The organism is Cellulosimicrobium sp. I38E, assembly GCF_001647255.1.
In the GTDB taxonomy this organism is placed as follows: Bacteria; Actinomycetota; Actinomycetes; order Actinomycetales; family Cellulomonadaceae; genus Cellulosimicrobium; species Cellulosimicrobium cellulans_E.
The window spans coordinates 77847-100525 of sequence record NZ_LUAZ01000039.1 but is presented as its reverse complement, the minus strand read 5'-3'; the positions used below and the strand labels follow the sequence as shown (position 1 = coordinate 100525).

Sequence of the window (22679 nt, the reverse complement as noted above, 5' to 3'; positions counted from 1 at the left end):
TCCCCACGCGACGTTCCCTTCTACCCGATTTCACCCCGTCCCCGCGCCCGGCTGGCGCGGCTTGCACTGTTTGACCGGCCTCGTCCTGGTGATACTGGACCATGACCGACGCCCAGGCGATCCACGAGCTCGCGCAGGCGGGGCTCGCCGAGCCGGTGGCGGACGAGTCGTTCGACCGGTTCGCGCGCCTCGTGCGTCGGCAGCTGGGGGTGCCGTCGGCTCTGGTCACGCTGGTCCTCGACGACGAGGCGGTGCTGCCCGGCGCGCTCGGTCTGCCCGAGCCGTACCAGTCCGAGCGCCGCACGCCCCTGAGCCACACGTTCTGCCAGTTCGTCACGAGCGACGCGCGACCGCTCGTGGTCGAGGACGCACGGGTCGTCCCGCACCTCGCCTCGCTCCGCGCGGTCGACGACATCGGCGTCGTGTCCTACGCCGGCTTCCCGATCTTCGACCCGCACGGCAAGGCCGTCGGGTCGCTGTGCGCGTTCGACGGGCGGCCGCGCCCCTGGTCCGACGAGGACCTCGCGACCCTCGCCGACCTCGCGTCCGCGTGCACCTCCGAGCTGCGGCTCCGGCTCGCCCGGGCGCGGGCGAAGCGCATGCAGCGCGTCGCGCTCGCGGCCAACCGGCGGTCCCGCCTCCTGCTGGAGCTCTCCGAGTCGTTCGCCGCCGCGACCTCCGTGCGCGACGTCGCCGAGCGGCTCTCGGCGGTCGGCACGGGGATCGGCGCGCGCTACGCGGGCCTCGCCGTGCTCGACGCGAGCGGCACCCGGCTCGAGTACACGACGCTGGACCACCTGGAGCCTGGCGTCCCGGCATCGTTCCGCCGGATGCGCGTCGACGCGGAGCGGGGCGCGTCGATCGCCGCCCGCACGCGCGAGCCCCTGTTCTTCCACGACCACGCCCAGTACGCCGCGCGGCTGCCCGAGGCCGCGGCCCTCATCGCGTCCGACGACGTCGAGGCCCGCGCGTTCCTGCCCGTGCTCGCGGGTGAACGGCTGCTCGGCGTCGTCACCCTGGCCTGGGAGGCGGCGCGCGAGTTCGACGACGACGCGGTCCAGACGAAGACGGCGATCGCGTCGTACGTCGCGCACGCGCTCGACCGGGTCCGGCTCCTGGAGGAGCGCCACCGCGTCGCGACGACGCTCCAGGCGGCGATGCTCACCGAGCTCCCGTCGGTGCGCAACGCGGAGCTCGCGGCGACCTACGCGTCGGCGACCCGCACCGACCAGGTCGGCGGCGACTGGTACGACGCGGTGGTGCTCGACGACGACGCGTGCGTCCTCATGATCGGCGACGTCACCGGCCACGACATGCGGGCCGCGGCGCAGATGGGCCAGCTCCGCTCCATGCTGCGCACGTTCGCGTGGTGCCAGGACGAGCCGCCCGCCGTCCTGCTCCGGCTCCTGGACCGGGCCAACCGCGGTCTCGCGCTGCACTCCAGCGGGACGGCGGTGGTCGTGCGGCTCGACCGCACCCCGCACGGGTTCGAGGTCACGTGGTCCAACGCCGGGCACCCCGCTCCGCTCGTGCTGCGCGCCGACGGCAGCGTGGAGACCCTCGACGCGCCCGCCGACCTCATGCTCGGCGTGCTGCCGGGGACCACGCGGCACGACCACCGCGCCCACCTCGCGCACGGCGACACGCTCCTCCTCTACACCGACGGCCTCGTCGAGCGGCGCGGCACCTCGTACGCGGAGCGGCTCGCCGCCGTGCGTGCCGCCCTCGCCGAGCACACGGCCACCGCGACGTCCGCGCTCCCCGACGCGCTCGTGCGCCGGCTCGTGTCCGACCAGCGCGACGACGTCGCCCTCCTCGCGCTGCGCGTGCGACACACGGTCGCGCGCCCGCCCGGCCCGGGTCGGCCGTCGGTCCTGACGCGGCAGGTCGAGCACGTGTCGTCGGCGATCGGACCCGCCCGCCGCTGGGTGGACGACGTCCTCGAGAGCTGCGACGTCGCCCCGTCGGTCCGCCGCATCGCCATGCTCCTCACGAGCGAGGTGCTGACCAACGCGGTGCAGCACGGCGCGGCCCCGGTCGAGGCCGAGCTGGAGGTGGGGCACCGCGTCCTGCGCGTCGCGGTGCGGGACGGCTCGGCCATGCTCCCCCGGCTCCGCTCCCCCCGCCCGGACGAGACGGGCGGCCGGGGCGTGCAGTTCCTCGAGCGCTGCGCGTCGCGCTGGGGCGTCGACGCCCTCGACGGCGCCCCGGGCGAGACCGTGTGGTTCGAGCTCGACCTCGACGACTGATCTCCCTCCCCTGTGCCGTGTCGGAGGGCAGCGGTAGCGTGTGTGAGGTGGACCACTCCCCTGGTCCCGTGCGCGTGATCGCAGCATCTCGCGTCCACCCGCAGGCACCCCTCGCGAACGTCGAGACCATCGAGTCCTGAGAGGCAGCACCATGACCGACCTCGCCACCCCCACGAGCCTCCGCCCGGAACCCGCCGCGACCGCCCCCGCTCCCCTGCCCGCGCGCGACGACCTCGACGCGGTCCTCGCCGGCCACCGGCGGGAGCTCACGGGGTACTGCTACCGCATGCTCGGTTCCTCGTTCGAGGCGGAGGACGCCGTGCAGGAGGCGTTCCTGCGCGCGTGGCGCTCGTACGACCGGTTCGAGGGTCGCTCGTCGCTGCGCTCCTGGCTCTACCGCATCGCGACGAACGTGTGCTTCGACGCGCTCGGCGCGCGCAAGCGGCGCGAGCGCCCCATGGGCCTCGGCGGACCGCAGGCGCCGGAGGTCGAGAACCTGGGCCAGGTGCTCCCCGAGGAGACGTGGGTCGAGCCGGTCCCGGACGATCGGGTGCTGCCGCACGACGGCGACCCGGCGCAGGTCGCGGTGGGCCGCGAGACCATCCGGCTCGCGTTCGTCGCCGCGCTCCAGTTCCTGCCGCCCAAGCAGCGCGCGGTGCTCCTGCTGCGCGAGGTGCTGCGCTGGCAGGCGAGCGAGGTCGCGGAGCTGCTCGACACGTCCGTCGCGTCCGTGAACAGCGCGCTCCAGCGAGCACGCGCGACGATGGCGGCGCGGGCCCACTGGGACAGCTCGGGTCTCACGGACGACGCCGAGCCCGCACCGGTCGCGTCGAACGCGGGGCTCGGCGACGAGGAGCGGCTGCTGCTCGAGCGCTACCTCGACGCGTTCGAGCGCTACGACATGGACGCGCTCGTCGCGATCCTCCACGAGGACGCGACGCTGTCCATGCCGCCGTACCCGCTGTGGATGAAGGGGACCGCGGACATCGTCACCTGGATGACGGGACCGGGCTACGAGTGCGAGGGGTCCCGCATGGTGCCGGTGGCCGTGAACGGCACGATCGGGTTCGGCCAGTACCGGCGAGCGGCAGGCGGCGGGCACGAGCCGTGGGCGCTCCAGGTCATCGAGACCGAGGGCGGGCGGGTGACGGCGATCAACGCGTTCCTCGACACGGCCTCGTGGTTTCCGCTGTTCGGCCTCCCCGCGCGCCTCGACGACTGAGAGCGCGCGCGGAGGGACCGTCAGTCGAACGTCTCGAGGAGCGTGCTCCGCTCGGCGTCCGTGAGGTTCGTGGCGACGAGCTTCCCGTGGACGCCGTGGAACCGCTCGCCCACGCGGTCGAGGTCGCCGTCCTCGGTGACGACGAACAGCGCCGACGACCCGGGCGTGACGCCCTCGCGGATGCGGTCGAGCTGGTCCTTGTCGATCCCGACGGCGGCCATCGCCTTCGTCGAGGCGCCGATCGCGGCGCCGGCCGCCGCGCCCAGGACGGGGGCGAAGAAGAGCGAGCCGAGCAGCAGGCCCCAGAACGCGCCCCAGCCGGTGCCGCGCCACTCGTCCTGGTGGCCGTGGCGCGTCGTCGGCTTGGCCGCGCCCTCGGGCCAGGTGACGACGGCGGTGTCGATGATGCGGATCGCGTGCTCCGAGGCAGAGTCGTGCAGGATGCGGGACGCGGTGTCCGCGCCCTCGGGAGAGTCGAACTTCCAGACGGTGAACGTGGCCATGGCGCTTCTCCTTGTCAGCCGAGCAGCTTGGCCTTGGCGGCGGCGAACTCGGCGTCGCTCAGCACGCCCGAGGCGTGGAGCTGACCGAGCCGCTCGAGCTGGCCGAGCAGGTCGTCCTGCGGGGCCGCCGCGGGGGCGGCCGACGCAGGCTGGGCGTACTGGGCGGCGGCCTGCTGGGCCGCCGCCTCGATGCGGGCCTGCTCCTGCGCGGCCTCGGCCTGCTGGGCCTCCCACGACTGCTGAGCACGGTTCGCCTGGTGGCGCTGGACGGCGCCCGCGGTCGCGGACGCGGTGCCCGCGATGACGGCGGTGCGGGCGGCGGTCCCGATGAGCCCGGGACGGCCGAAGCGACGGATGGGCATGTGGTTCTCCTCGTTCGGTGGCGGCGTCGGGTGCGCCGGCGGGCGAGCGGTGGGCGGGCGGCTCAGTCCTCGACGAGCGCGAGGTCGGCGACCTCGTTGACGACCTCGGCCGGGATGCGCTCGCTGAGCAGCACGACGCCGTCGGCCGCGCTGGTCGCGGCGATCACGCCGCGGGCCCACGTGTGCTCGACGACGAGGACGAGGGCCGACGTGCCCGGCGCGAGCCCGGCGGCGACGGCGTCGAGATCCTCCTCGCCCGCGAGGCCGGCGCCCGTGAGCTCGACGTCCGTGATCTCCAGCTCGTCGCCGAGGTCGGTCACCTCGATGACCTCGACGTCGCCGGCGTCGGAGCGCCGGACGACCGCGAGGTCGAGGAGCGTGACGGTGCCCTCGGCGAGCACCTCGAGGACGGAGGCCTGTACCCCCGCGGGGATGCGGTCCGTCGGGAAGGCGACCGCGACGATCTCGACCGGGCCGAAGGTGGACGTTGCCATGGACGGTGCTCCTGAGTCTGCGGTGGACGAGGGACGCGAGAGCCGGGACGCGGGACGGGTCAGCGCGCTGCGCGCTCGGCCTCGTCGCCGTGGACCACGAGCGCCCACAGGACGAACACGTCGAGCACGATGGTGATCAGCGACCACCACGGGGTCACCTGGAGCGTCGTGAACTGGGCGATCGCGTTGAGGACGACCAGGACGATCGCGACCATGCGCGCCCAGCCCTTGCCCGAGAGCAGGGCGAAGCCGGTGAGGATCAGGAGCACCCCGATGACGAGGTGGATCCAGCCCCACGTCGAGACGTCGAGGACGACGATGCCCGCGTCGGTCACACCGACGAGGCTGTTCGGGGAGAAGACGGCGACCAGCCCGCTGATCGCGTTGAAGAAGCCGATCGTCACGAGGACGATCCCCGCGAACCAGACCCAGCCGACCCATGCCGTGACCTGCGACGAGCGTGCCATGCGAGTCCTCCTGGAGAGCCGACCGTGGCCGGAGCGAGACGAGCGGACGAGCGTGCGCGTCGATCGTGGCACCGGTCACCAGGTTCGGCATCCGGAAGCGACGGCGCGCCCGCCGGGCCGCCCCACACCGACGCCGCTAGGTTCAGGGCATGACGACGCCGACCTCCGCCGAGGACCCGTGGTCGGACGTGCCGGACGCCGGCACGCGCCCCGTCCAGCACGACTCCCGCCGCCCGCCGCGCTGGGTCCCGCGCGCGCTCGCGATGGCCGTGGTCGCGGTCTTCGTCGGGATCTTCGCGTGGTACGCGCTGGGCCAGCTCAAGGCGCTCGGGGTCAACATCCTCATCGCGTTCTTCGTCGCGCTCGCCCTGGAGCCCATCGTCGTGTGGCTCGTGCGGCACGGCTGGCGCAGAGGCGCGGCGGCTGCCGTGGCCCTGCTCGGCTCGCTCGTCGCGATCCTCGTCGTCCTCGCGCTCTTCGGGAACCTGTTCGTCCAGCAGCTCGTCCAGCTCGTCCAGTCGCTCCCGGCCCTGTACGCGAGCGTCCAGGACTTCGTCGCGGACCGCTTCGACGTGGTGATCCCGGACTCGGACGACCTCATCAAGCAGGTCATCAACGACTTCGGGGACGACGTCGCCTCGGGCGCGCTCGTCGTCACCACGACCATCGTGGGCGGGATCTTCGCCTCGCTGACGATCATGCTCGTCACCTACTACCTGCTCGCGGCGGGACCCAAGTTCCGCGCGGCCGTGTGCCGCTGGCTCACGCCGAACCGCCAGGAGGAGGTCCTGCGGCTCTGGGAGATCACGCAGGTCAAGGTCTCCGACTTCATCAACTCGCGCATCGTCCTCGCCGCGCTGTCGAGCGTCTTCACGTTCGTGTTCCTGGTCATCATCCAGACGCCCTACGCGCTCCCCCTCGCGGTGTTCACCGGCGTCGTCTCGCAGTTCGTCCCGACGATCGGCACGTACATCGGCGGCGCGCTGCCGGTCGCGGTCGCGCTCACGTCGCAGGGGCTGCCGCAGGCGCTCGGTGTCCTCGCGTTCATCATCGGGTACCAGCAGCTCGAGAACCTCTACTTCTCCCCCAAGGTCTCCGCCCGCGCGCTGGAGATGAACCCGGCGGTGAGCTTCGTCGTCGTGCTCGCCTTCGGCGCGGTGTTCGGTGCGCTGGGCGCCTTCCTCGCGCTACCCATCGCCGCGACGATCCAGGCGGTCGCGAACACGTACCTCCAGCGGCACGAGCTCATCGAGTCGCACATGCTGCACGACCCCGGCTCCGAGGGACACCATCCGCACGGCCGGGGTAAGCGGAGGGACGGCGACGGCGGCACCGCCCGGCGCCGTCGCAAGAACCGCGAGGCCGCCCTGGAGGCCGAGCGCACGGTCGACGAGCGGCGGGCCGAGGGCATCGACTGAGACGGGCCTCCCGCGCGGTCCTCCGCGGTCGACACGTCGTGGGGACGAGGAACGTCGGTCGATCCGGCCGCCGCTCGACGGGACGCGGTCAGAGCGCCGCGACGCCGTCGCCGAGCATCTTGGCGCCGATGACGAGCAGCAGGACGGCCATGATGACCGCGTTGTTGTGGATCATCCACGCCTTGAGCTCGTCGAGCATCGTGGCGGCACGGGATCCCATGAACAGGTAGATGAAGACCGGCGTCGCGACGCCGACGCTCGCGACGAGCGCGAACACGACGGACGCGACCACCTGGGCGTTCGTGTCCGCGGGTGCGGCCGACGCGATCGCCGCCCCGCCCGAGACGACCAGGAGCAGGTTCTTCGGGTTGACCGCGCCGAGCAGGACCGCGAGCCCCGCGGCCTTCACGGGCGTGAACGCGTCGATCGCGGCCATCCACTTCGGCGCCGGCGGCTCGACCCCGGCGCGCGGACGGCCGCGCCACTGCTTGACCGCGAGGAGGAGCAGCAGGACGCCCAGGACGATCTTGAGGATCGCCGCCCACAGCGGCGGGCCCTCGTCGTCGGGCGTGGCGGCCCCGGCCAGCGTCGCGACGAGCAGCGTCACCGCCCCGACCGCGACGAACCACCCGACGAGGAACGCGAAGGCGTTCGCCTTCGCCCGCCCGCTCACGAGCATGAGCACGACCGCGACGATCGGCAGGGGGCTGATGAGCACACCCACCGCGACGGGGAGGGACTGACCGATCGCCGCACCCATGGGCGGCCTCCTTCGTGGTCCGGCCCCGGGACGGGACGGGAGGGACTGCGCGGACTACGGCACCGGTGCCGGGGCGTACGAGCGGGTGAGGTGCCCGACGGCGGTGCGCACCGCCGTCGGGCACCTCACCCGGGGGGACCGCTCAGGCGTTCTCGTCGAAGGCCGCGCGGAGCTTGGCCTCCTCGTCCGCGGAGAGGTTCGTCTGGATGAGCTCGCCGTGGATGCCCTCGGCCTGGAGCGCCTCGTGCACGCGGTCGATCACGGCGCCCGACGTCAGCGCGAACAGCGCCGACGTGCCCGGCGTGACCTTGCTGCGCACGGAGTCGATGAAGTCGTCGTCGATGCCGACGTCGGTCAGGGCACCGGCGATCGCGCCGGACGCCGCGCCGATGGCCGCGCCGAGCAGCGGGACGAAGAAGAGGAGGCCGAACAGCAGGCCCCAGAACGTGCCGCCGAGCGCCCCGACCGCCGTCGTGCTGTTGCCCTGCCGCGTCTTCGGCTTCTTCTTGCCCTCCTCCCAGGACACGATCGCCGCGTCCTGGACCTGGATGAGCTCCTGCTTCTGGAGCGCGAGCAGCGCGTCCTCGGCGCGCTGCGCGCCCTCGGGGGTGTCGAACTTCCACACGGTGAGCGTTGCCACGTCAGACCTCTCGTTCCGGTTCGTACGTTCGGCGGGAGCGCGACGCCGCGCCCCGGGACGCGTCGAACGTATCCCCGGGTGCCGGGTCGCGCGCGGCGAGCATCCGGCCCCGGTCCACACCCCCGTGGGCGCCAGGGCTCCGGATGCAGCCCCGGCCCCACCGTGGTTCTCTTCCCGTGTGTCCGACGCGCCGGCTACCGCCCTCACGACGAGGCGCCTCCTGCGGTCCGTGGTCCCGGCACTCGTCGTCGGGATCGTCAGCGCGCTCACGCTGCTCGCGCTCTCGGAGCTCGCCGGCTGGGTCCAGCACCTGGTGTGGGACCGGCTGCCCGAGGCCTGGGGGGTCACGACGACGCGCACCTGGTGGACGGTCCTCGTGCTCACCCTCACCGGCGTGCTCGTGGGCGCCACCGTCCGCTGGGCACCGGGGCACGCCGGCGTCGACCCGGCCACCACGGAGCTCGTCTCCGCCCCCCTCCCGCTCCGGGCCCTGCCGGGTCTCGCGCTCGCGCTCGTCCTGGGCCTCGCCGGAGGGGTGAGCCTCGGGCCAGAGAACCCGATCATCGCCCTCAACGTCGCGCTCGCCGCGTGGTTCCTGTGCCGGCCGCGGTTCGGCGTCCCGGTCACGGGGGCGGTGGGGCTCGCGATGGCCGGGACCATCGGCGCGATGTTCGCGACGCCGGTCGCCGCCGCGCTCGTGCTCACCGAGAGCTTCGCGGAGCGCGGGGACCGGAGCGCCCCGCTCTTCGACCGGCTGTTCGCCCCCCTGGGGGCCGCCGGGGCGGGCGCCGTCACCATGACGGCGTTCGGCGCCCCGACGTTCGCGATCTCCCTCCCGGACTACCCGGGCCCCGCCCTCGGAGACGTCCTGAGCACCGCGGTGATCGGCACCGTCGCGGCTCTGGTCACGCTCCTCGCGGTGCTCGCGTTCACCCCCGTGCACACTCTCTTCCACCGCTTCCGCAGCCCGGTGCTCGCGCTGGGCGTCGGCGGGCTCGTGCTGGGCCTGCTCGGTGTCGTGGGCGGGCCGCTCACGCTCTTCAAAGGCCTCGAGGAGATGAAGGAGCTCGCCGACGAGGCCGACACCCTCGCCTGGTACGCGATCCTCCTCATGGCCGTCGTCAAGCTCGTCGCGCTCGTCGTCGCCGCGGGCGCCGGCTTCCGCGGGGGCCGCATCTTCCCGGCGGTCTTCGTCGGCGTGGCCCTGGGGCTCTCGGCCTCCGGGCTCGTCCCCGCGGTGCCACCCGCGGTCGCCGTCTCCGCCGGCGTGCTGGGAGCCGTCCTGGTGGTGGCCCGCGACGGCTGGCTCGCCCTGTTCATGGCGGCCGTGACCGTCGGCGACGTCCACCTGCTCCCGGTGCTGTGCGTGGCCGTCCTCCCGCTGTGGCTCGTCGTCCGCTCGATGCCCCCGTTGCGCGTCACGGTCCCCGACGGCAGGCCCGAGTTCGGCGCGCTCGCTCCTGTGCCCACCCCGACCGGTCCGGCCGGCCCCGCGGAGCGCTGAGCGTGACCGACGCCGACGTACCCACCGACGCCGGAGGCGCGGGCACCGACGACGGCCGCCTCCACGGGCGGGCCGGGCGGTCGGGTCTGCTGCGGCGCGCCGGGCGGCCGACCCGCTCGGACGTCGTCTCCGGCATGGTCACGGGTCTGTTCTCCATCCCGGAGGGCATGGCCTACGCCTCGATCGCGGGCTTCAACCCGGTCGCCGGGCTCTACGCCGGTGTCGCACCCGCGATCGTGGGGTCGCTGACCGCCCGGACCGTCCTCATGATCACGACGCTCACGAGCGCGATCGCGCTCACCTCGCAGAGCGTCCTCGCGGCCGCCGGCCTGGACCCCGCGGACCCCGCCAACGTCGCGACCCTCACGATCATGGTCGGCCTCGTCATGCTCGTGCTCGGCGCGCTGCGCCTCGGCGCCGTCATGAGCTTCGTCTCCAACGCCGTCATGGTGGGCTTCTCCACCGGGATCGCCCTCCAGATCATCACGGGCGTCCTCGAGGACGCGACCGGGTACGACCCGCAGGGCCACAACCGGCTCTACCAGCTCGGCGACTGGCTCGTCCACGTCACGTCGTGGGACCTCGCCTCCACGCTCGTCGCGGCCGGGACGATCCTCGTCTGGGCCCTGGCCCGGTCGGTCCGGCGCCTCGTCCCCGTCGCGCTCCTCGTCGCGATGGTCGCCGTCACCGTCGTCGTGGTGGCGGCGGGGATCGACGTGCGCCAGGTCGCCGACATCGCCTCCATCCCGTCCGCGCTCCCCGGCCTGTCGCTCCCCGACGTGTCCGCGGCGCCCGCCCTCGTCGGCGGCGCGGTCGCCGTCGCGCTCGTCGGCCTGGCGCAGGCCGCGTCCATCGCCCCCTCGATGCCCAACCCCGACGGCTCCCGGTCGGACACGAACGCCGACTTCCGCTCGCAGGGGTGGGCGAACGTGGCTGGAGGGCTCTTCCAGGCCCTGCCGAGCGGCGGCTCGATGTCCCGGACGGGCGTCGCGGCCGAGGCGGGCGCACGGACGCGCTGGGCCGGCGTGGTCAGCGGCGTCTTCCTCGCGCTCGTCGTGCTCCTCCTCGGCGGCCTGGCCGAGCTGATCCCGATGCCGGTGATCGGCGGGCTCATCCTCGTCGTGGGCGGCGAGCTCGTCTGGGGGAAGCGGCGGGAGATCCTCCTCGTGCTGCGGACGTCGCCCCTCTCGTCGCTCGCCATGGTCGTCACGTTCCTCGCGACGACGCAGATCCCGCTCCAGCAGGCGATCGTCGTGGGCGCCGTCCTGTCCCTCCTGCTGTACTGCGTCCAGGCAGCACGGCAGTCGCGCCTCGTCCTCCTGACGCGCGCGACGGACGGGCGCTGGCGCGCCTCGCAGGAGCTCCCGGCCCGGCTGCGCTCCGGCGAGGTCACGGTCCTCGACTTCTCGGGGACGTCCTTCTTCGCGGCGCTCCCCCGGATCGAGGGGCAGTTCCCCGACGGCAGCGGTGCCGAGCGCGCCGTCCTCGTCCTGGTGCTGCGGACGCTGCCGGACATCCCCTCCTCCGCCGTCATGGAGCTGCTGCACCGGACCGCCAGGCACCTCGCGGCGCAGGGGAACCGGCTCGTCCTCGTCGGTGTCTCGCCGGCGATGCGCCGGCTCCTCGAACGCACGGGCACCGTGGCCGAGCTCGGCGAGGACGCCGTCGTCGACGCGACCCCGGAGGTCATGGGCGGGCTGGACGACGCGGTGGCCTCCGCCGAGCGGTGGGCGCGTGCCCCGCGCGACGACGCGGGACGCTGATCCCCCTGTTGCGATGCCCCGACCACTGCGGGAGCGTGATGCTGCCGCACGGTCGTGCGGCGTCGTCCTGATCACCCCCGACGGTTGGAGGACCGATGTCGTACACCCCGAAGGACGCCACCCCCGTGACCGCGACCGCCAACCGCGACGCGCGGGAACGGTACGCGCTCGACGACGTGGAGGACTTCGAGACGTCGCGACGGGGAAAGATCGCGGACATCCCCGGGGGGAAGGTCGTCCTCGACGACGGGACGGTGAGCCTGGACCTCGACGCGTTCGCGTTCCTCGACGACGACCACGCCCCGAACCCCGACACGGTCGAGCCGAGCCTCTGGCGCCAGTCCCAGGTGATCCGGGACGCCGGCCTGTACCGGGTGGTGGACGGGCTGTACCAGGTGCGCAACACCGACATCGCGGACGTCACCTTCGTCGAGGGCGACGACGGCGTCGTGGTGGTCGACTGCTCGTCGTCGGTCGAGGCCGCGCGGCAGGCGCTGGCCCTGCTGCGCGAGCACGTCACGGACAAGCCCGTGGTCGCGGTGATCTACACGCACACGCACATCGACCACTACGGCGGGGTCAAGGGCCTCGTGGACGAGGCGGACGTCGCCTCCGGAAAGGTCCCGATCATCGCGCCCGGGACGATCGCGAGCTTCGACAAGTACGCGATCGGCGAGAACGTCGTCGCGGGGAACGCCATGAGCCGGCGTGCCGGGTACGCCTTCGGCAGCCTCCTGGGCCACGGGACGCACCAGACCGTCACGAGCGGGATCGGCATCGGGACCGCGGACGGGCCCACGGTCTCCTACATCTCCCCGACCGACCCGATCACCGAGACCGGGCAGACCCGCACGATCGCGGGCCTCACCTTCGAGTTCCTCTACGCCCCGGACACGGAGGCGCCGGAGGAGATGCACATCTGGATCCCGGAGCTCAAGGCCCTGACGTGCGCGGAGAACGCCAACCACTCGCTGCACAACATCCAGACGCTGCGCGGCGCCCGCACGCGCGACGCCCGCAACTTCGCGCGCTACCTCGACGAGACGCTCGTGCGCTGGGGTGACCAGGTCGAGGTGCACTACGGGCCGCACACGTGGCCGGTGTGGGGCAACGCCGAGGTCGTCGCGTTCCTGGAGTCGCAGCGCGACACCTACAAGTACATCCACGACCAGGCCCTGCGGCTGGCCAACAAGGGGTACACGCCGCTCGAGGCCGCCGAGGTCGTCGCGCTGCCCGACGTGCTCGGCCGCAGGTGGTTCAACCGCGGGTACCACGGCACGCTGCACCACGACGTGCGCGCCGTCTTCACCAAGGAGCTCGGCACGTGGGACGGCGACCCCGTCTCCCTGCACCCGCACACGCCCGTCGACACCGCGAAGCGCTACGTCGACGCGTTCGGGCGCGACGCGATCCTCGCGGCGGGTCGTCGCGCGGTCGAGGCGGGCGACTACCGCTGGGCGGTCCAGGTGCTGCACCACCTCGTGTTCGCGGACCCCGACGACACCGAGGCCAAGGGCCTCCAGGCCGACGCGTACGAGCAGATGGGCTACCAGGCCGAGGGTCCGCAGTGGCGCGGGATCTTCCTCACCGCGGCGCGCGAGCTGCGCGACGGCATCCTGCCGGCGCGGTTCAGCACCGCCAGCCCGGACACGGTCGCCGCCATGCCGATCGACATCCTCTTCGACTACGCCGCCGTGCACGTCGTCGGCGAGAAGGCGGCCGAGGTGGACGTGCGGTTCGACGTCGACTTCACCGACCGCGACGAGACCTGGACCGTCTGGGTCCGCAACGGCGTGCTCCATGCCCGGCCCGGTGCGACGGACCAGGCGCCGCTCACCGTGCGCGCGCCCAAGACGCTGGCCGCCGCCGTGCTCCTCGAGCCCGCCGCAGCGTCCCGGCTCTCCGCGGCGGGCACGGTGACCCTCGACGGCGACGCGTCCGTGCTGGACGTCTACGCGTCGGTCCTGGACGAGTTCGACCCGAACTTCGCCATCGTCACGCCGTAGTCCCGAGCAGACCGCCTTCCGCCTCCACGCGGAGGCGGAAGGCTCCGCGGGGTACGTCCGGCACTCCCCGGGGGAGAAGTGGAGTACGGTCAGAGGGTCGAGTCTGGACCTGGCTCCTCATCCACCGGAGATCCGGAGGCCAGAATGTCCGTAGACGACCATGCCATCGAGCAAGCCCTCGCGCGCGGCGCGCACCAGCAGATCGGCCAGTACCGCCTGGACCTGAGCACCGGCGTGTGGTGGTGGTCGCCCGAGACGTACCGCCTGCACGGCTTCGAACCCGGCGACGTCGTGCCGACGACCACCCTCGTGCTCGCCCACAAGCACCCGGACGACCGCGAGCGGGTCCGGCAGGTCCTCGACGAGGCACGACTCTCCGGCGAGCCGTTCTCGAGCGTGCACCGGATCATGGACGCCCACGGCGGCGAACGCTTCCTCGTCGTCGTCGGCCAGGGCCGACGCGACCGCGAGACGGGCGAGGTCACCGAGCTCGTCGGGTACTTCGTGGACGTGACGCGGACCGTCACCGACAACGCGCAGGAGCGCGCACGGCACGACATCGCCGCCGCCGCGGAGACCCGCGGGACGATCGAGCAGGCCAAGGGCGTCGTCGTCGCCGCCTACGGCGTGCACCCCGACGAGGCGTTCGCCCGCCTCAAGCGCGCGTCCAACAACCGCAACGTGCCGCTGCGCGAGCTCGCCCGGCTCGTCGTGCACGAGGGCGTGCGGGGCGGCCCCGACAGCGTCGAGCACGTCGACGCGCTGCTGCGGTAGCACGGACGGCTGGCCCTCGACCCGTCCGGGCCGGCCGTCGTGATCAGCCCTTGGCCGTGGCCTCGCGGATCCGCTTCTGCTCCTGGCGGCGGTCCCACCAGCGCGTGAGCACGAGCCATCCGAGGAACCACCCGCCGAGCGCGCCGATCAGCCAGACGACGACCGTGACGCCGATCCACGTGGACGCGCCCGAGATCTCGAGCCCGTCCCCGATGAGCGTCGCGACCCACAGGGCGAGGAACGTCGACACGAGGCCGATCCCGCCCAGGATCGCCGAGGCGTACTTGCGCGCCACGTTGAACACGAACGGCGCGAGGATCGCCTGCGCCACCGCGAAGATCAGCACGGCGACGACGAAGCCCGAGGCGTGCACGGTGACGCCGTCGAACAGGGCCGAGGCGACGAGGAGGCCCACGGCGGCGAGGACCACGTTGATCGCAAAGCTCAGCAGGAAGCGGATCATGCGGTAACGGTCCCGCCCCTGGTCAGGTTCCGCAACCGCAGGCGCGGCCTGACCAGGGGACGGGTCAGGCGCGGCCCGCGGTCCGGGATCCGCGCCGCCGGGCGTCGGCCAGCAGCGCGCCGGTACCCGTGAGCAGGATCGCGAGCACCGCGACCGCCCCGACGCTCGCACCGGTCGGCGGGAGGCTGCCCCCGCCGGTGGCGCGGAACGCGTTGGTCACGGTCGCGTCGACCTCGGCGGCGCCGCCCGTCGGGACGGTGAACGCGTCGGACGTCGGCGTCGTGTCGTCAGGGTCGACGGTCACGTCGGTCCCCGCGACGGCGAGCGTCACGGCCTCGGCGTCGCCCGCGTCGGTCTCGGCGAGCGTGCACTCGGACCCCTGCGGGACCAGCTCGTAGACGGCGGTCCAGTCGTCGTCGGCCGAGAGCGTGCGCTCGGCGCCGCCGGGGACCACGACGTCCGTCGTGACGCCGTCGACGTCCCACGTGCACGCGAGCGTGACGACGAACTCGTCGCCGCGGTGCTGCGACGCGCCCGGCCCGGCGAGCCTCTTCGTCACGACGACCTGCCCGACGTCGAACGTGTTCGTCACCGTCACCTGGGCGGGGTCAGGACCGATGGTGGCCGCACCGGGCTCGCCGCCCTCGACCGACGCGGAGATCGTCGTCGAGGCGGCCCCGCCCGTCGCCGTCTCCGTGACGACGCACTCCGCGCCGACGGGCAGGCCGTCGTAGACGGCGACCTCGCCCCCGGAGATCGTGCGCTCGGCGCCACCAGGCACCTCGATGGCCTCGCCCAGGAACGTGCAGGCGGCGCTCACGGTGAACGGCCCGGAGCCGAACGCCTCGGCGCCGTCGCCGGCCACGACCTTGGTGACCTCGATCGACCCGGCGTCGTAGGTGTTGGTCACGGTGACCACCTGCGCGGGTGCCGGGAGCACGCGCTCCTCGACCTGGACCGGGTTCGGCTCGACCGTGACCGCCGTCGCCCCGCCGGTCTCCGTCTCGGTGACGGTGCACACCGCCCCCACGGGGAGGCCGAAGTACACGCCCGGCAGGCCCGGACCGAATGGCCGCACGGCACCGCCCGGGACCTCGATCTCGGCGCCCTGGAACGTGCAGGAGACCGACGCCCGGTACGGGATGCCCTCGAGCGGGAACTGCGCGTAGAACTCCTCGAGCTGCGCGATGAGGGCGGCGAGCTCCTCGGGCGTGACCGGCTCGGCGGGCAGCTCGGGCAGCGGCGGGATGTCCGGCATCGACGGCGCGAAGCCCGCGGCGTCGCCGTCCACGACCTTCTCCACGAGGAGCGGGGCGGTGTGGAACGCGTTGGTCACCGTGACGGTCACGGTGGTCGGCGACCCGTCCTCGGCGGCGGGCGGCACGACGACGTCGACCGACGTACCGGCCACCGGCTCGCCACCGTCGACGCTCACCGTGACCTCGGTGGCCCCGAAGTCGTCGGTCTCGGTGACCGTGCACTGCGACCCGACCGGAAGCTCCTCGTACACCGCCGGCTGGCCCGGCACGAACGTCCGCACCGCGCCGCCCGGGACGAGGATCTCGACGTCCTCGTAGGTGCACTCGAGCGTCACCTCGAACGGTCCCGGGCCGTAGAGGGCGCCGAGCCCGTCGAGCTCCTTGTCGACCTCGATCGCGCCGACGTCGAACGTGTTGGTGATGACGACGTTCGCGACGTCGCCGCTGCCGACCGTGACGGTCTCGGGGACGACGACGGACCCCGTGGCACCGGCGTCGTCGACCTCCTCGACCTCGCACACCGCGCCCGTCGGCAGGTTCGCGATCTGCGCGTCGAGCGGCCCCGCCCCGCCGAGCACGACGGTGCCGTCGTAGACCGTGCGCGGAGCGCCCGGCCCGTCGCCGTCGTCGTCGTACGTGCAGACGACCGTGACGGTGAACGGGCCGCTCCCGTACGCGGGGCCACCCTCGCCGTCGACCACCTTCTGGAGACCGATCGCCCCCACGTCGTACGTGTTGGTCAGCGTGACGTCGTTCGTGCTCGCGCCGAGCACGTCGGGCGTGAGGGTGACGTCCGTCGTCGGGCCGTCGGTCGTCACGGGGTGGCCCGGGAGGCCCTGGTCGACGGTGATCGTCACCGACGACGCGTTGCCCGTGCCCGACTCGGTGACGGTGCAGACGGAGCCGACCGGCAGGCCGGTGAGCTCGATCGTCTCCCCGTCCTCGATCGGGATGGCGGTCATCGGGTTCTCGGCGTCGTAGCCCTCGGCGTAGACGTCCTCGCCCAGGAACGTGCACGCGACGTCGACCGCGAACGGGCCGAACGGCACCGGGTTCCCGTCCTGGTCCACCGCGTCGGTGACGACCTCCTTCGAGATCTCGATGCTCGACAGCGCGTAGATGTTGGTCGCGGTGATCGAGACGGGGTCCTCCGGGTCCTCGCTGTCGATCGTCACCGTGCCGACGATCAGCTCGGTCTCCCCGTTGGTCCCGTCCTCGGTGATGGTGCACTCGGCGCCGTACGGGAGGTTCGGCACGACCGTCGGCGTCCCGGGGACGACGGTGATCGGGATCGGGTCCAGCGGCGTCTCGAGCCACGACCCGACGGCCGAGGTGCACTGCACGAACATCGAGAACGAGTCGGGCGCGTACGGGGCCCCCTCGCCGGTGACGATCTTGTTCACCTCGAGCGGCCCGGACGCCGTCGCGACGCCCACCTTCTGGCCCTCGGTCGGCAGGAGGCTGTGCATGGTGCCGTCCGACCGCTGGTAGGCCGCGGACACCGCGGCGGAGTTCCACGCGATCGACCGGTCACCCGCCTCGGGGACCTCCGGCGGCGTCGTCGACGTCGCCTCGATCGCCACGAACTCGCCCGGCTCGAACGGCTCGTCCTCGGGGAACGTGAGGACGAACTTGATCGCGGTGATCTCCTCGAAGACCGACGCCGGCAGACCCGGCACGAACGGCGCCCACCCGGTCGCGGGGTCCGTCGGGCAGATCGGCTCGTCGAGCGGGTCCTCGATGTCGTCGCCGCAGAGGTCGTCCGCTGTGGTGTAGGAGAACTGCACCTGCGTCCCCGGGGGCGCGTTCACAAGGGTCGGTGGGGGGTCGGCCGTGAGGACGGGCGCCCAGGCCGACCCGCGCGGCGACGTGTCGTACGAGCCCGTGTCGCCCGGGGTCGGGAACCTGTCGTACCCCACGACCTTGGTGAACGGGTTGTTGCCGACGTTGTCGATGCGCACGCGCCAGGTCTCGTCGTGCCCGGGGGCGATGACGGGGACGCACGGGTAGGAGTAGAAGCCGGCGGCGTTGGGCTGGCACACGACGGGCGCGCCCGTGTAGTCCGGGTCCACGAAGACGTCGAGCTCGTCGTCGTCCGTCGCCTTGACGAACTTCGACTGGGCGATGACGGCGGTCTCCGTGGGACGCACGTCGGCGTCCGCCTCGCACGCACCCGTCGCCTCGTCCAGCCGCGTCACGCACTCGTCCCAGGGCCGGTCGCCGATCACGCCGGCCGTGTTGGCGACGAGCGTGTTCGGCGCGATCCCGACGCGGAACTTCACGAGCACCGTGATCGTGTAGGTCTGGTTCGGCTCCAGCACCGAGCCGTCCGGGAACGAGAACCGCAGGCTCTCGATGTTCCCGGCCTGGTCGACCGTGACCTGCGCCGCGTCGGTCGGCAGGTCCGGCGTCGTCGGGTCGGGGTCCGCCCCGCTCAGCGCGTACACGAACGGCTCGGCCGCGTCGGCCAGCGTGAGCTGCGGGCCCAGCGCGTCCGCGGGCATGGGGTCGTCGACCACGACGGGGTCGACGATCGGCCGGTCGCCCGTGTTCGTGATCGCGATGTTCATCGGGATCACCGCGTTCGGCGGCTTGAGGCTGCCGGACACCACGCCGTCGAAGTTCTTGACGATCTGCACCCCGTTCGTGGCGTGCTCATAGAGGATCGACGCGTCCGCCGAGCCGTCGGCGCTCACCGGGACCAGCTCGCCGGTCCCGGGGTCGACGACGAGGTCGGCCCCCGTCGTGGTGCCCTGCACCGAGTTGCTCGCGACACCCGGGGCCGTCTCGCCGGGACCGGGCGGGTTGGCTGCGAGGTCCGGGAGCACGGGTCCCCCGGAGCGCATCTCCTCGCGCCGCTCCACGGACATCGGGACGGTCTGCACCGGGGTCGCCGGGTTCTCCCAGATCGAGCCGTCGGTGCGGCTGAAGGTGAACCGCAGGCCCTGCACGTCGGCCGGGTCGACGGTGTCCGGGAGCGCGAAGAAGGCCTGCTCCTGGCCGAGCACCCAGGCACCGCCGGTCACGGTCACCGGGTCGGGTGAGCCGGGGTCGCCGGAGAACGTACCGCCGACGAACGCGTCGACCCGCACCTGCTGGATCGGCGCGACGAGGCTCGCCCCCGCGAACCCGACGAAGTCGTACTGGTTCCAGAACTGGGGGTCGTCGTCGGTGAGCACCATCTCGACGCTGCGCGACGGGCCGAGCGGCTGACCGGAGATCGTCATCGTCACCGGCCCCGTCCCGGGCTCGACGATCGTGCCCGGGCTGAACGACTTGCCCACCGCGATGTCGATGGCCGCGTCCTGCAGCTCCATCGTGGCGTCGTCGTACGCGTGCCGGTCGTCCTGGCCCGGGACGCCGCCCGGGTCCGTGATCGTGGCGACGGCGCCGTTCGGCACCGGGCTGTAGTCCGCGACGGTCACGGGATCATCCGTGTACCGGTCGAGCTCGCGGAGCTGGAGCGTGAGGTCGAGCGTCCCGCTCGCCGCGGGCTCGACGAGGCCGTCGAACTCGACGACCACGCCCACGACCCCGGCGAGCTCTCCGACCGTCAGCGCCTCGGCCTCGGCCTGCGTGAACGTGCCGACCTCCCCCGCCTCGTTCGTCAGCAGGACGGTCGTGCTCGTCGCGCCCGCGGGTGGGGTGATGCTGATCGCCCGCAGGGTGAACGCGTCGAAGGGCTTCGTCCCCGCGGCGGTCTGGACGTCGTTCGAGTCGACCGCTCCCGGCTCGACGATGCGGAGCTGGTCCACCTTCGCGGCGGACGCGTTCGTCGCCGTGACCACCACGTCCGTCGTCGGGTAGAACTCGGCCGGGGTGCCGGTCGGAGGGACCGAGATGGGCCCGCCCGTCCAGTCCTTCGCGACGGTCACGTTGAGCGGCTGGTCGATGATGAGGACGTCGTCGTCGTCGATGTCCGTGTAGTCGGTGCCGTCGAACGTGCCCGTCGCCCGCGCGGTGTCGTTGACCAGGCCGGCGTCGGCCGTGTTGTACAGGGTCCCGTTGGTCGAGCCGAGCACGGGCGCCGAGGGGTCGGAGCGCTTGTAGTCCCGGACCTCGAACGTGAGGTCGAGGTGGCGCCCGTCCGCCAGCGTCGAGCGAGCGACCCCGTCGCCCGGCTGCGGGGCGAGCGGGTCGCTCGTGCCACGGTCCGGGCTCTCCGTGTAGACGAGCCGGACGGACGTCGTGGACGCCTGCTCGTCCGCCGTGAGGTCGACAGCGGGCATGCCGCCCGCACAGGGCGTCGCCGTCGTGCACGTGGCGTTCGTCGCCTGGGTCCAGGTCGTGCCGTCGTACAGCTCGACCCCGACGATCGCGTCGTAGGTGATGAGCGGGTCGGTCGAGCCGTCGATCGCCTCGATGCGGACGAGGTCGAACGCGTCGTAGAACGAGTCGGCCACGGCCGTCGTCTCCGGGTCGGCGATGTCCGAGATCACCATCGGGTCGACGCCGGAGAACCCGTTGGTCGACCACGTGATCTGCGCGGTCACCTGGTCGTCCGAGCGCGCGAGGACGCTCACCGGGGCATCGCCGAGGAACGACTTCTCGATGAAGTCGAGGTCGCCCGTGCCGTCGACGGGGTACGGGTCGACCGACGCGCACCCCTCGGCGGGCTCGGTCGGGGACACCGCGCCCGACGACGCGCTGGAGCCGCCGCAGTTCGTGAGCGGCTCGTCCCAGCCGGAGGGTCCGGTGAAGTCCGCGACGAAGTTCGGCTGGAAGCTCGTCCCCGGCGGGAAGCCGCCGCTCGTCGAGTCGTACACGAACTGCACGCCCTGCGCGTCCTCGGGCAGGTCGCAGCTCACGGTCGCGGCACCGGCGACCGGGCTGCCGCAGTCCGGGGCCTCGACCCACGCGGTCCCGTTCCAGTAGTTGACCGTGAGCGTCGATCCGGCCGGGACGTCGGTGGAGCGCACCGACGACGCCTCGAAGTGGTCCCAGAAGTCACCGGGGTTCGCGGGGTCGGTCGGGTCCTGGACGACCACCTGGTCCGCGTTCGTCGTCGAACCGTCGGGACCGAACGGGAGGAGCGTCGTCGGGAGCTGGACGATGACGCTCTGCCCGGGGATCGCGGGGATCTCCGAGGGCGAGATCAGCTTGTCCGTCTGCGTCGCGAGCCGGTCGACGAGCGTCACCAGGTTCGCGGTGGAGTCGGCCGGGTCCGCGCTCGGCACCGTCGCCTCGACGGTGTTGGGGTGCGTGACGTCGTCGACCTCCTGGTCGGGGTCCGTGTCGGCCGTGAACGGGATCGACGCCGCCGCGCCGTTGGGCAGGTCGCCCGTGAAGACGACCGTGAAGCCGACGACGACGCAGTCGTCGGGCGGGTTGGGCAGCGTGTTGGGCGCGGAGGCGTCGACCTCGGGCGTCGAGCCGTCGGCGCACGTGAACGTCACGCTCGCGCCGGTCGCCCCGATCGGCCACTGCACGCCCGTGCCGTCGCCCGTGGGTCCGAACCCGGTGAAGGTCAGCGGGTCGTCGCCCTCGAACGGGCTGGGGGTGCCGGGCGCGGGCTCGGTGATGGTCAGCGTGTCGACGGCCGTGCCCGTGTTCGTCGCGCCCAGGGTCACCGTCGTCGGGTCGCCCGCGCTCACCGTCGCGGGGTCGAAGCTCTTCGAGGCGGTCACGCTGTTGTTCGGCGGCGTGACGACGTACGTGTCGTCCGCCGTCGTGGGATCGGACTCGCCCTGGGGGTGGGTGACGTACGACGACGTGTCGTTGGTGATCGTCGTGGGGTCGGTGAGGCCCTCGACCGCGTCGCTCTGCTGGACGTTCACCGGGATGCTCGCCGTGGCGCCCGGCTGGATGTCCCCGCTGAACGTGTACCGCACGCCCTGGACCGTCGCGGGGTCCACGCTGTCGTCGAGCGGCTCCCACGAGTCCCCGTCCCAGTACTCCTCGGTGACCGTGGTCGCGTTCGGCGGCAGCGTGACGTCGCCCGTGCTCACGTACTCGAGGTAGGTGAACGGGTTCGGGTCCGCGGTCGGGTCGACCGGGTCCTGGATCACGAGCGTGTCGACCGGGTCGTTCGACGTGTTCGTCGCGCCGATCGTCATGGTCGCGGGCGTGCCCGGGGCCGCGAGCGCCCCCTCGGGCGCGATCGTCTTCGTCGTCTCGGAGTCCAGGACGAGCTCGACCTCGGGCGTGATCGACTCGTCGGCGGTGTTCTGCGGGGCGTTGTCCGCGACCACGGACGCCGTGTTCGTGATCGGCACGCCGTCGGCGCTGAACGGCAGGTCGGGGTCGATCTGGACGGTGATGTCGATCGTCGCCTGCTGGCCGTTGGTGAACGTCGGCCAGGTGGCCGTGACGACGTCGCCGTCGGTGTCGACCGTGAGGTCGCCCGTGGTCCCGCTCGGCTGGCTGATGATCTCGGCCGAGACGAGCTGGAGCCCGTCCGGCAGGTCGTCGGTGAACACCGTGTTCTGGCACGCGGTGCTCGGGTCGGAGCACGAGATCTGCACCTCGTACGTGACGATCTGCCCCGGGCTGTACGGGCCGGGGGTCGTCGCCTCCTTGCTGATGCTCCACGTGGCGGCCGAGGCCGGCACGGCGGGCACGAGGACCAGCGGCAGCGCGAGGAGGAACGTCCCGAGTGCCGCCCAGGCACGGCGCAGGCGTCTCGAACGTCGCGCGGCCCGTGCTCGCGTCCCCCGTGTCGTCTGCGTCGTCCGCCCGTTCGCCATGCCGTCGCCCTCCGGTCACGCTCGGCCCCGCGGCGCGTGTCCACGCACGCCCGCCGTCACGACCCTGACACAGCGCCTCCTGTTCGTCGCGGCGAACGAGACGGCCGTC

At 72.9% G+C, this 22679-nt stretch carries 15 protein-coding genes; 7 read left to right on the top strand and 8 right to left on the bottom strand.

The genetic code is table 11. The features are described from left to right. Nucleotides 1-101 precede the first annotated feature (101 nt). Both A0J59_RS13420 and A0J59_RS13415 read left to right on the top strand, forming a co-directional pair. Nucleotides 102-2249, top strand: a complete 2148-nt coding sequence (locus A0J59_RS13420) for a SpoIIE family protein phosphatase (RefSeq protein ID WP_064316431.1) — start codon at nt 102-104, stop codon at nt 2247-2249. 151 nt (nt 2250-2400) lie between these two features. Beyond that, a complete protein-coding gene (locus tag A0J59_RS13415; RefSeq protein WP_082919023.1) occupies nt 2401-3471 on the top strand; it encodes a sigma-70 family RNA polymerase sigma factor in 1071 nt (356 codons plus the stop codon). 20 nt (nt 3472-3491) lie between these two features. Here A0J59_RS13415 and A0J59_RS13410 read toward each other — a convergent pair whose 3' ends face one another. The 4 genes from A0J59_RS13410 to A0J59_RS13395 form a co-directional block, all read right to left on the bottom strand. Further along, nucleotides 3492-3974, bottom strand: coding sequence for a DUF1269 domain-containing protein (locus tag A0J59_RS13410; protein ID WP_064316430.1), 483 nt, complete (start codon nt 3972-3974; stop codon nt 3492-3494). Between the two features lie 14 nt (nt 3975-3988). Continuing rightward, entirely contained in the window at nt 3989-4336 is a 348-nt protein-coding gene (locus A0J59_RS13405) for an SHOCT domain-containing protein (protein ID WP_064316429.1), read from the bottom strand. A 62-nt stretch (nt 4337-4398) separates the two neighbouring features. Then, on the bottom strand, nt 4399-4830 hold the full coding sequence (locus A0J59_RS13400) for a DUF6325 family protein (protein ID WP_047231743.1): 432 nt from the start codon (nt 4828-4830) through the stop codon (nt 4399-4401). A gap of 59 nt (nt 4831-4889) precedes the next feature. Beyond that, nucleotides 4890-5297, bottom strand: coding sequence for a hypothetical protein (locus A0J59_RS13395; RefSeq protein WP_047231742.1), 408 nt, complete (start codon nt 5295-5297; stop codon nt 4890-4892). Nucleotides 5298-5446: 149 nt separating this feature from the next. On the opposite strand from A0J59_RS13395, the gene A0J59_RS13390 reads away from it, so the two are divergent. Beyond that, complete coding sequence (locus A0J59_RS13390; protein WP_231581720.1) at nt 5447-6715, top strand: AI-2E family transporter; 1269 nt, start codon at nt 5447-5449, stop codon at nt 6713-6715. An 88-nt stretch (nt 6716-6803) separates the two neighbouring features. On the opposite strand, the gene A0J59_RS13385 is transcribed toward A0J59_RS13390, so the two are convergent. After that, complete coding sequence (locus A0J59_RS13385) at nt 6804-7475, bottom strand: GAP family protein (RefSeq protein ID WP_064316428.1); 672 nt, start codon at nt 7473-7475, stop codon at nt 6804-6806. Nucleotides 7476-7617: 142 nt separating this feature from the next. Beyond that, nucleotides 7618-8115: a DUF1269 domain-containing protein gene (locus A0J59_RS13380; RefSeq protein WP_064316427.1), complete on the bottom strand. Its 498-nt coding sequence runs from the start codon at nt 8113-8115 to the stop codon at nt 7618-7620. A 124-nt stretch (nt 8116-8239) separates the two neighbouring features. Between A0J59_RS13380 and A0J59_RS13375 the strand changes: the two genes are divergently transcribed. The 4 genes from A0J59_RS13375 (at nt 8240) to A0J59_RS13360 (ending at nt 14162) form a co-directional block, all read left to right on the top strand. Next, nucleotides 8240-9619, top strand: coding sequence for an ion channel protein (locus A0J59_RS13375; protein WP_369799776.1), 1380 nt, complete (start codon nt 8240-8242; stop codon nt 9617-9619). A 2-nt stretch (nt 9620-9621) separates the two neighbouring features. After that, nucleotides 9622-11382, top strand: coding sequence for a SulP family inorganic anion transporter (locus A0J59_RS13370; protein ID WP_220084482.1), 1761 nt, complete (start codon nt 9622-9624; stop codon nt 11380-11382). Nucleotides 11383-11477: 95 nt separating this feature from the next. Further along, entirely contained in the window at nt 11478-13388 is a 1911-nt protein-coding gene (locus A0J59_RS13365) for an alkyl/aryl-sulfatase (RefSeq protein ID WP_064316425.1), read from the top strand. Between the two features lie 144 nt (nt 13389-13532). Next, nucleotides 13533-14162, top strand: coding sequence for a PAS and ANTAR domain-containing protein (locus A0J59_RS13360; protein WP_047231737.1), 630 nt, complete (start codon nt 13533-13535; stop codon nt 14160-14162). Between the two features lie 43 nt (nt 14163-14205). Here A0J59_RS13360 and A0J59_RS13355 read toward each other — a convergent pair whose 3' ends face one another. Both A0J59_RS13355 and A0J59_RS13350 read right to left on the bottom strand, forming a co-directional pair. Continuing rightward, complete coding sequence (locus A0J59_RS13355) at nt 14206-14625, bottom strand: phage holin family protein (protein ID WP_047231736.1); 420 nt, start codon at nt 14623-14625, stop codon at nt 14206-14208. A gap of 64 nt (nt 14626-14689) precedes the next feature. After that, nucleotides 14690-22570 carry a DUF5979 domain-containing protein gene (locus tag A0J59_RS13350; protein ID WP_064316424.1) on the bottom strand — a complete coding sequence of 2627 codons (7881 nt, stop codon included), beginning with the start codon at nt 22568-22570 and terminating at the stop codon, nt 14690-14692. Nucleotides 22571-22679: the final 109 nt, after the last annotated feature.

Bases quoted from the DNA above. Each gene is read 5' to 3' on its own strand.
- A0J59_RS13420 (WP_064316431.1), top strand. From the start codon at position 102: ATGACCGACGCCCAGGCGATCCACGAGCTCGCGCAGGCGGGGCTCGCC.
- A0J59_RS13415 (WP_082919023.1), top strand. From the start codon at position 2,401: ATGACCGACCTCGCCACCCCCACGAGCCTCCGCCCGGAACCCGCCGCG.
- A0J59_RS13410 (WP_064316430.1), bottom strand. From the start codon at position 3,974: ATGGCCACGTTCACCGTCTGGAAGTTCGACTCTCCCGAGGGCGCGGAC.
- A0J59_RS13405 (WP_064316429.1), bottom strand. From the start codon at position 4,336: ATGCCCATCCGTCGCTTCGGCCGTCCCGGGCTCATCGGGACCGCCGCC.
- A0J59_RS13400 (WP_047231743.1), bottom strand. From the start codon at position 4,830: ATGGCAACGTCCACCTTCGGCCCGGTCGAGATCGTCGCGGTCGCCTTC.
- A0J59_RS13395 (WP_047231742.1), bottom strand. From the start codon at position 5,297: ATGGCACGCTCGTCGCAGGTCACGGCATGGGTCGGCTGGGTCTGGTTC.
- A0J59_RS13390 (WP_231581720.1), top strand. From the start codon at position 5,447: ATGACGACGCCGACCTCCGCCGAGGACCCGTGGTCGGACGTGCCGGAC.
- A0J59_RS13385 (WP_064316428.1), bottom strand. From the start codon at position 7,475: ATGGGTGCGGCGATCGGTCAGTCCCTCCCCGTCGCGGTGGGTGTGCTC.
- A0J59_RS13365 (WP_064316425.1), top strand. From the start codon at position 11,478: ATGTCGTACACCCCGAAGGACGCCACCCCCGTGACCGCGACCGCCAAC.
- A0J59_RS13360 (WP_047231737.1), top strand. From the start codon at position 13,533: ATGTCCGTAGACGACCATGCCATCGAGCAAGCCCTCGCGCGCGGCGCG.
- A0J59_RS13355 (WP_047231736.1), bottom strand. From the start codon at position 14,625: ATGATCCGCTTCCTGCTGAGCTTTGCGATCAACGTGGTCCTCGCCGCC.
- A0J59_RS13350 (WP_064316424.1), bottom strand. From the start codon at position 22,570: ATGGCGAACGGGCGGACGACGCAGACGACACGGGGGACGCGAGCACGG.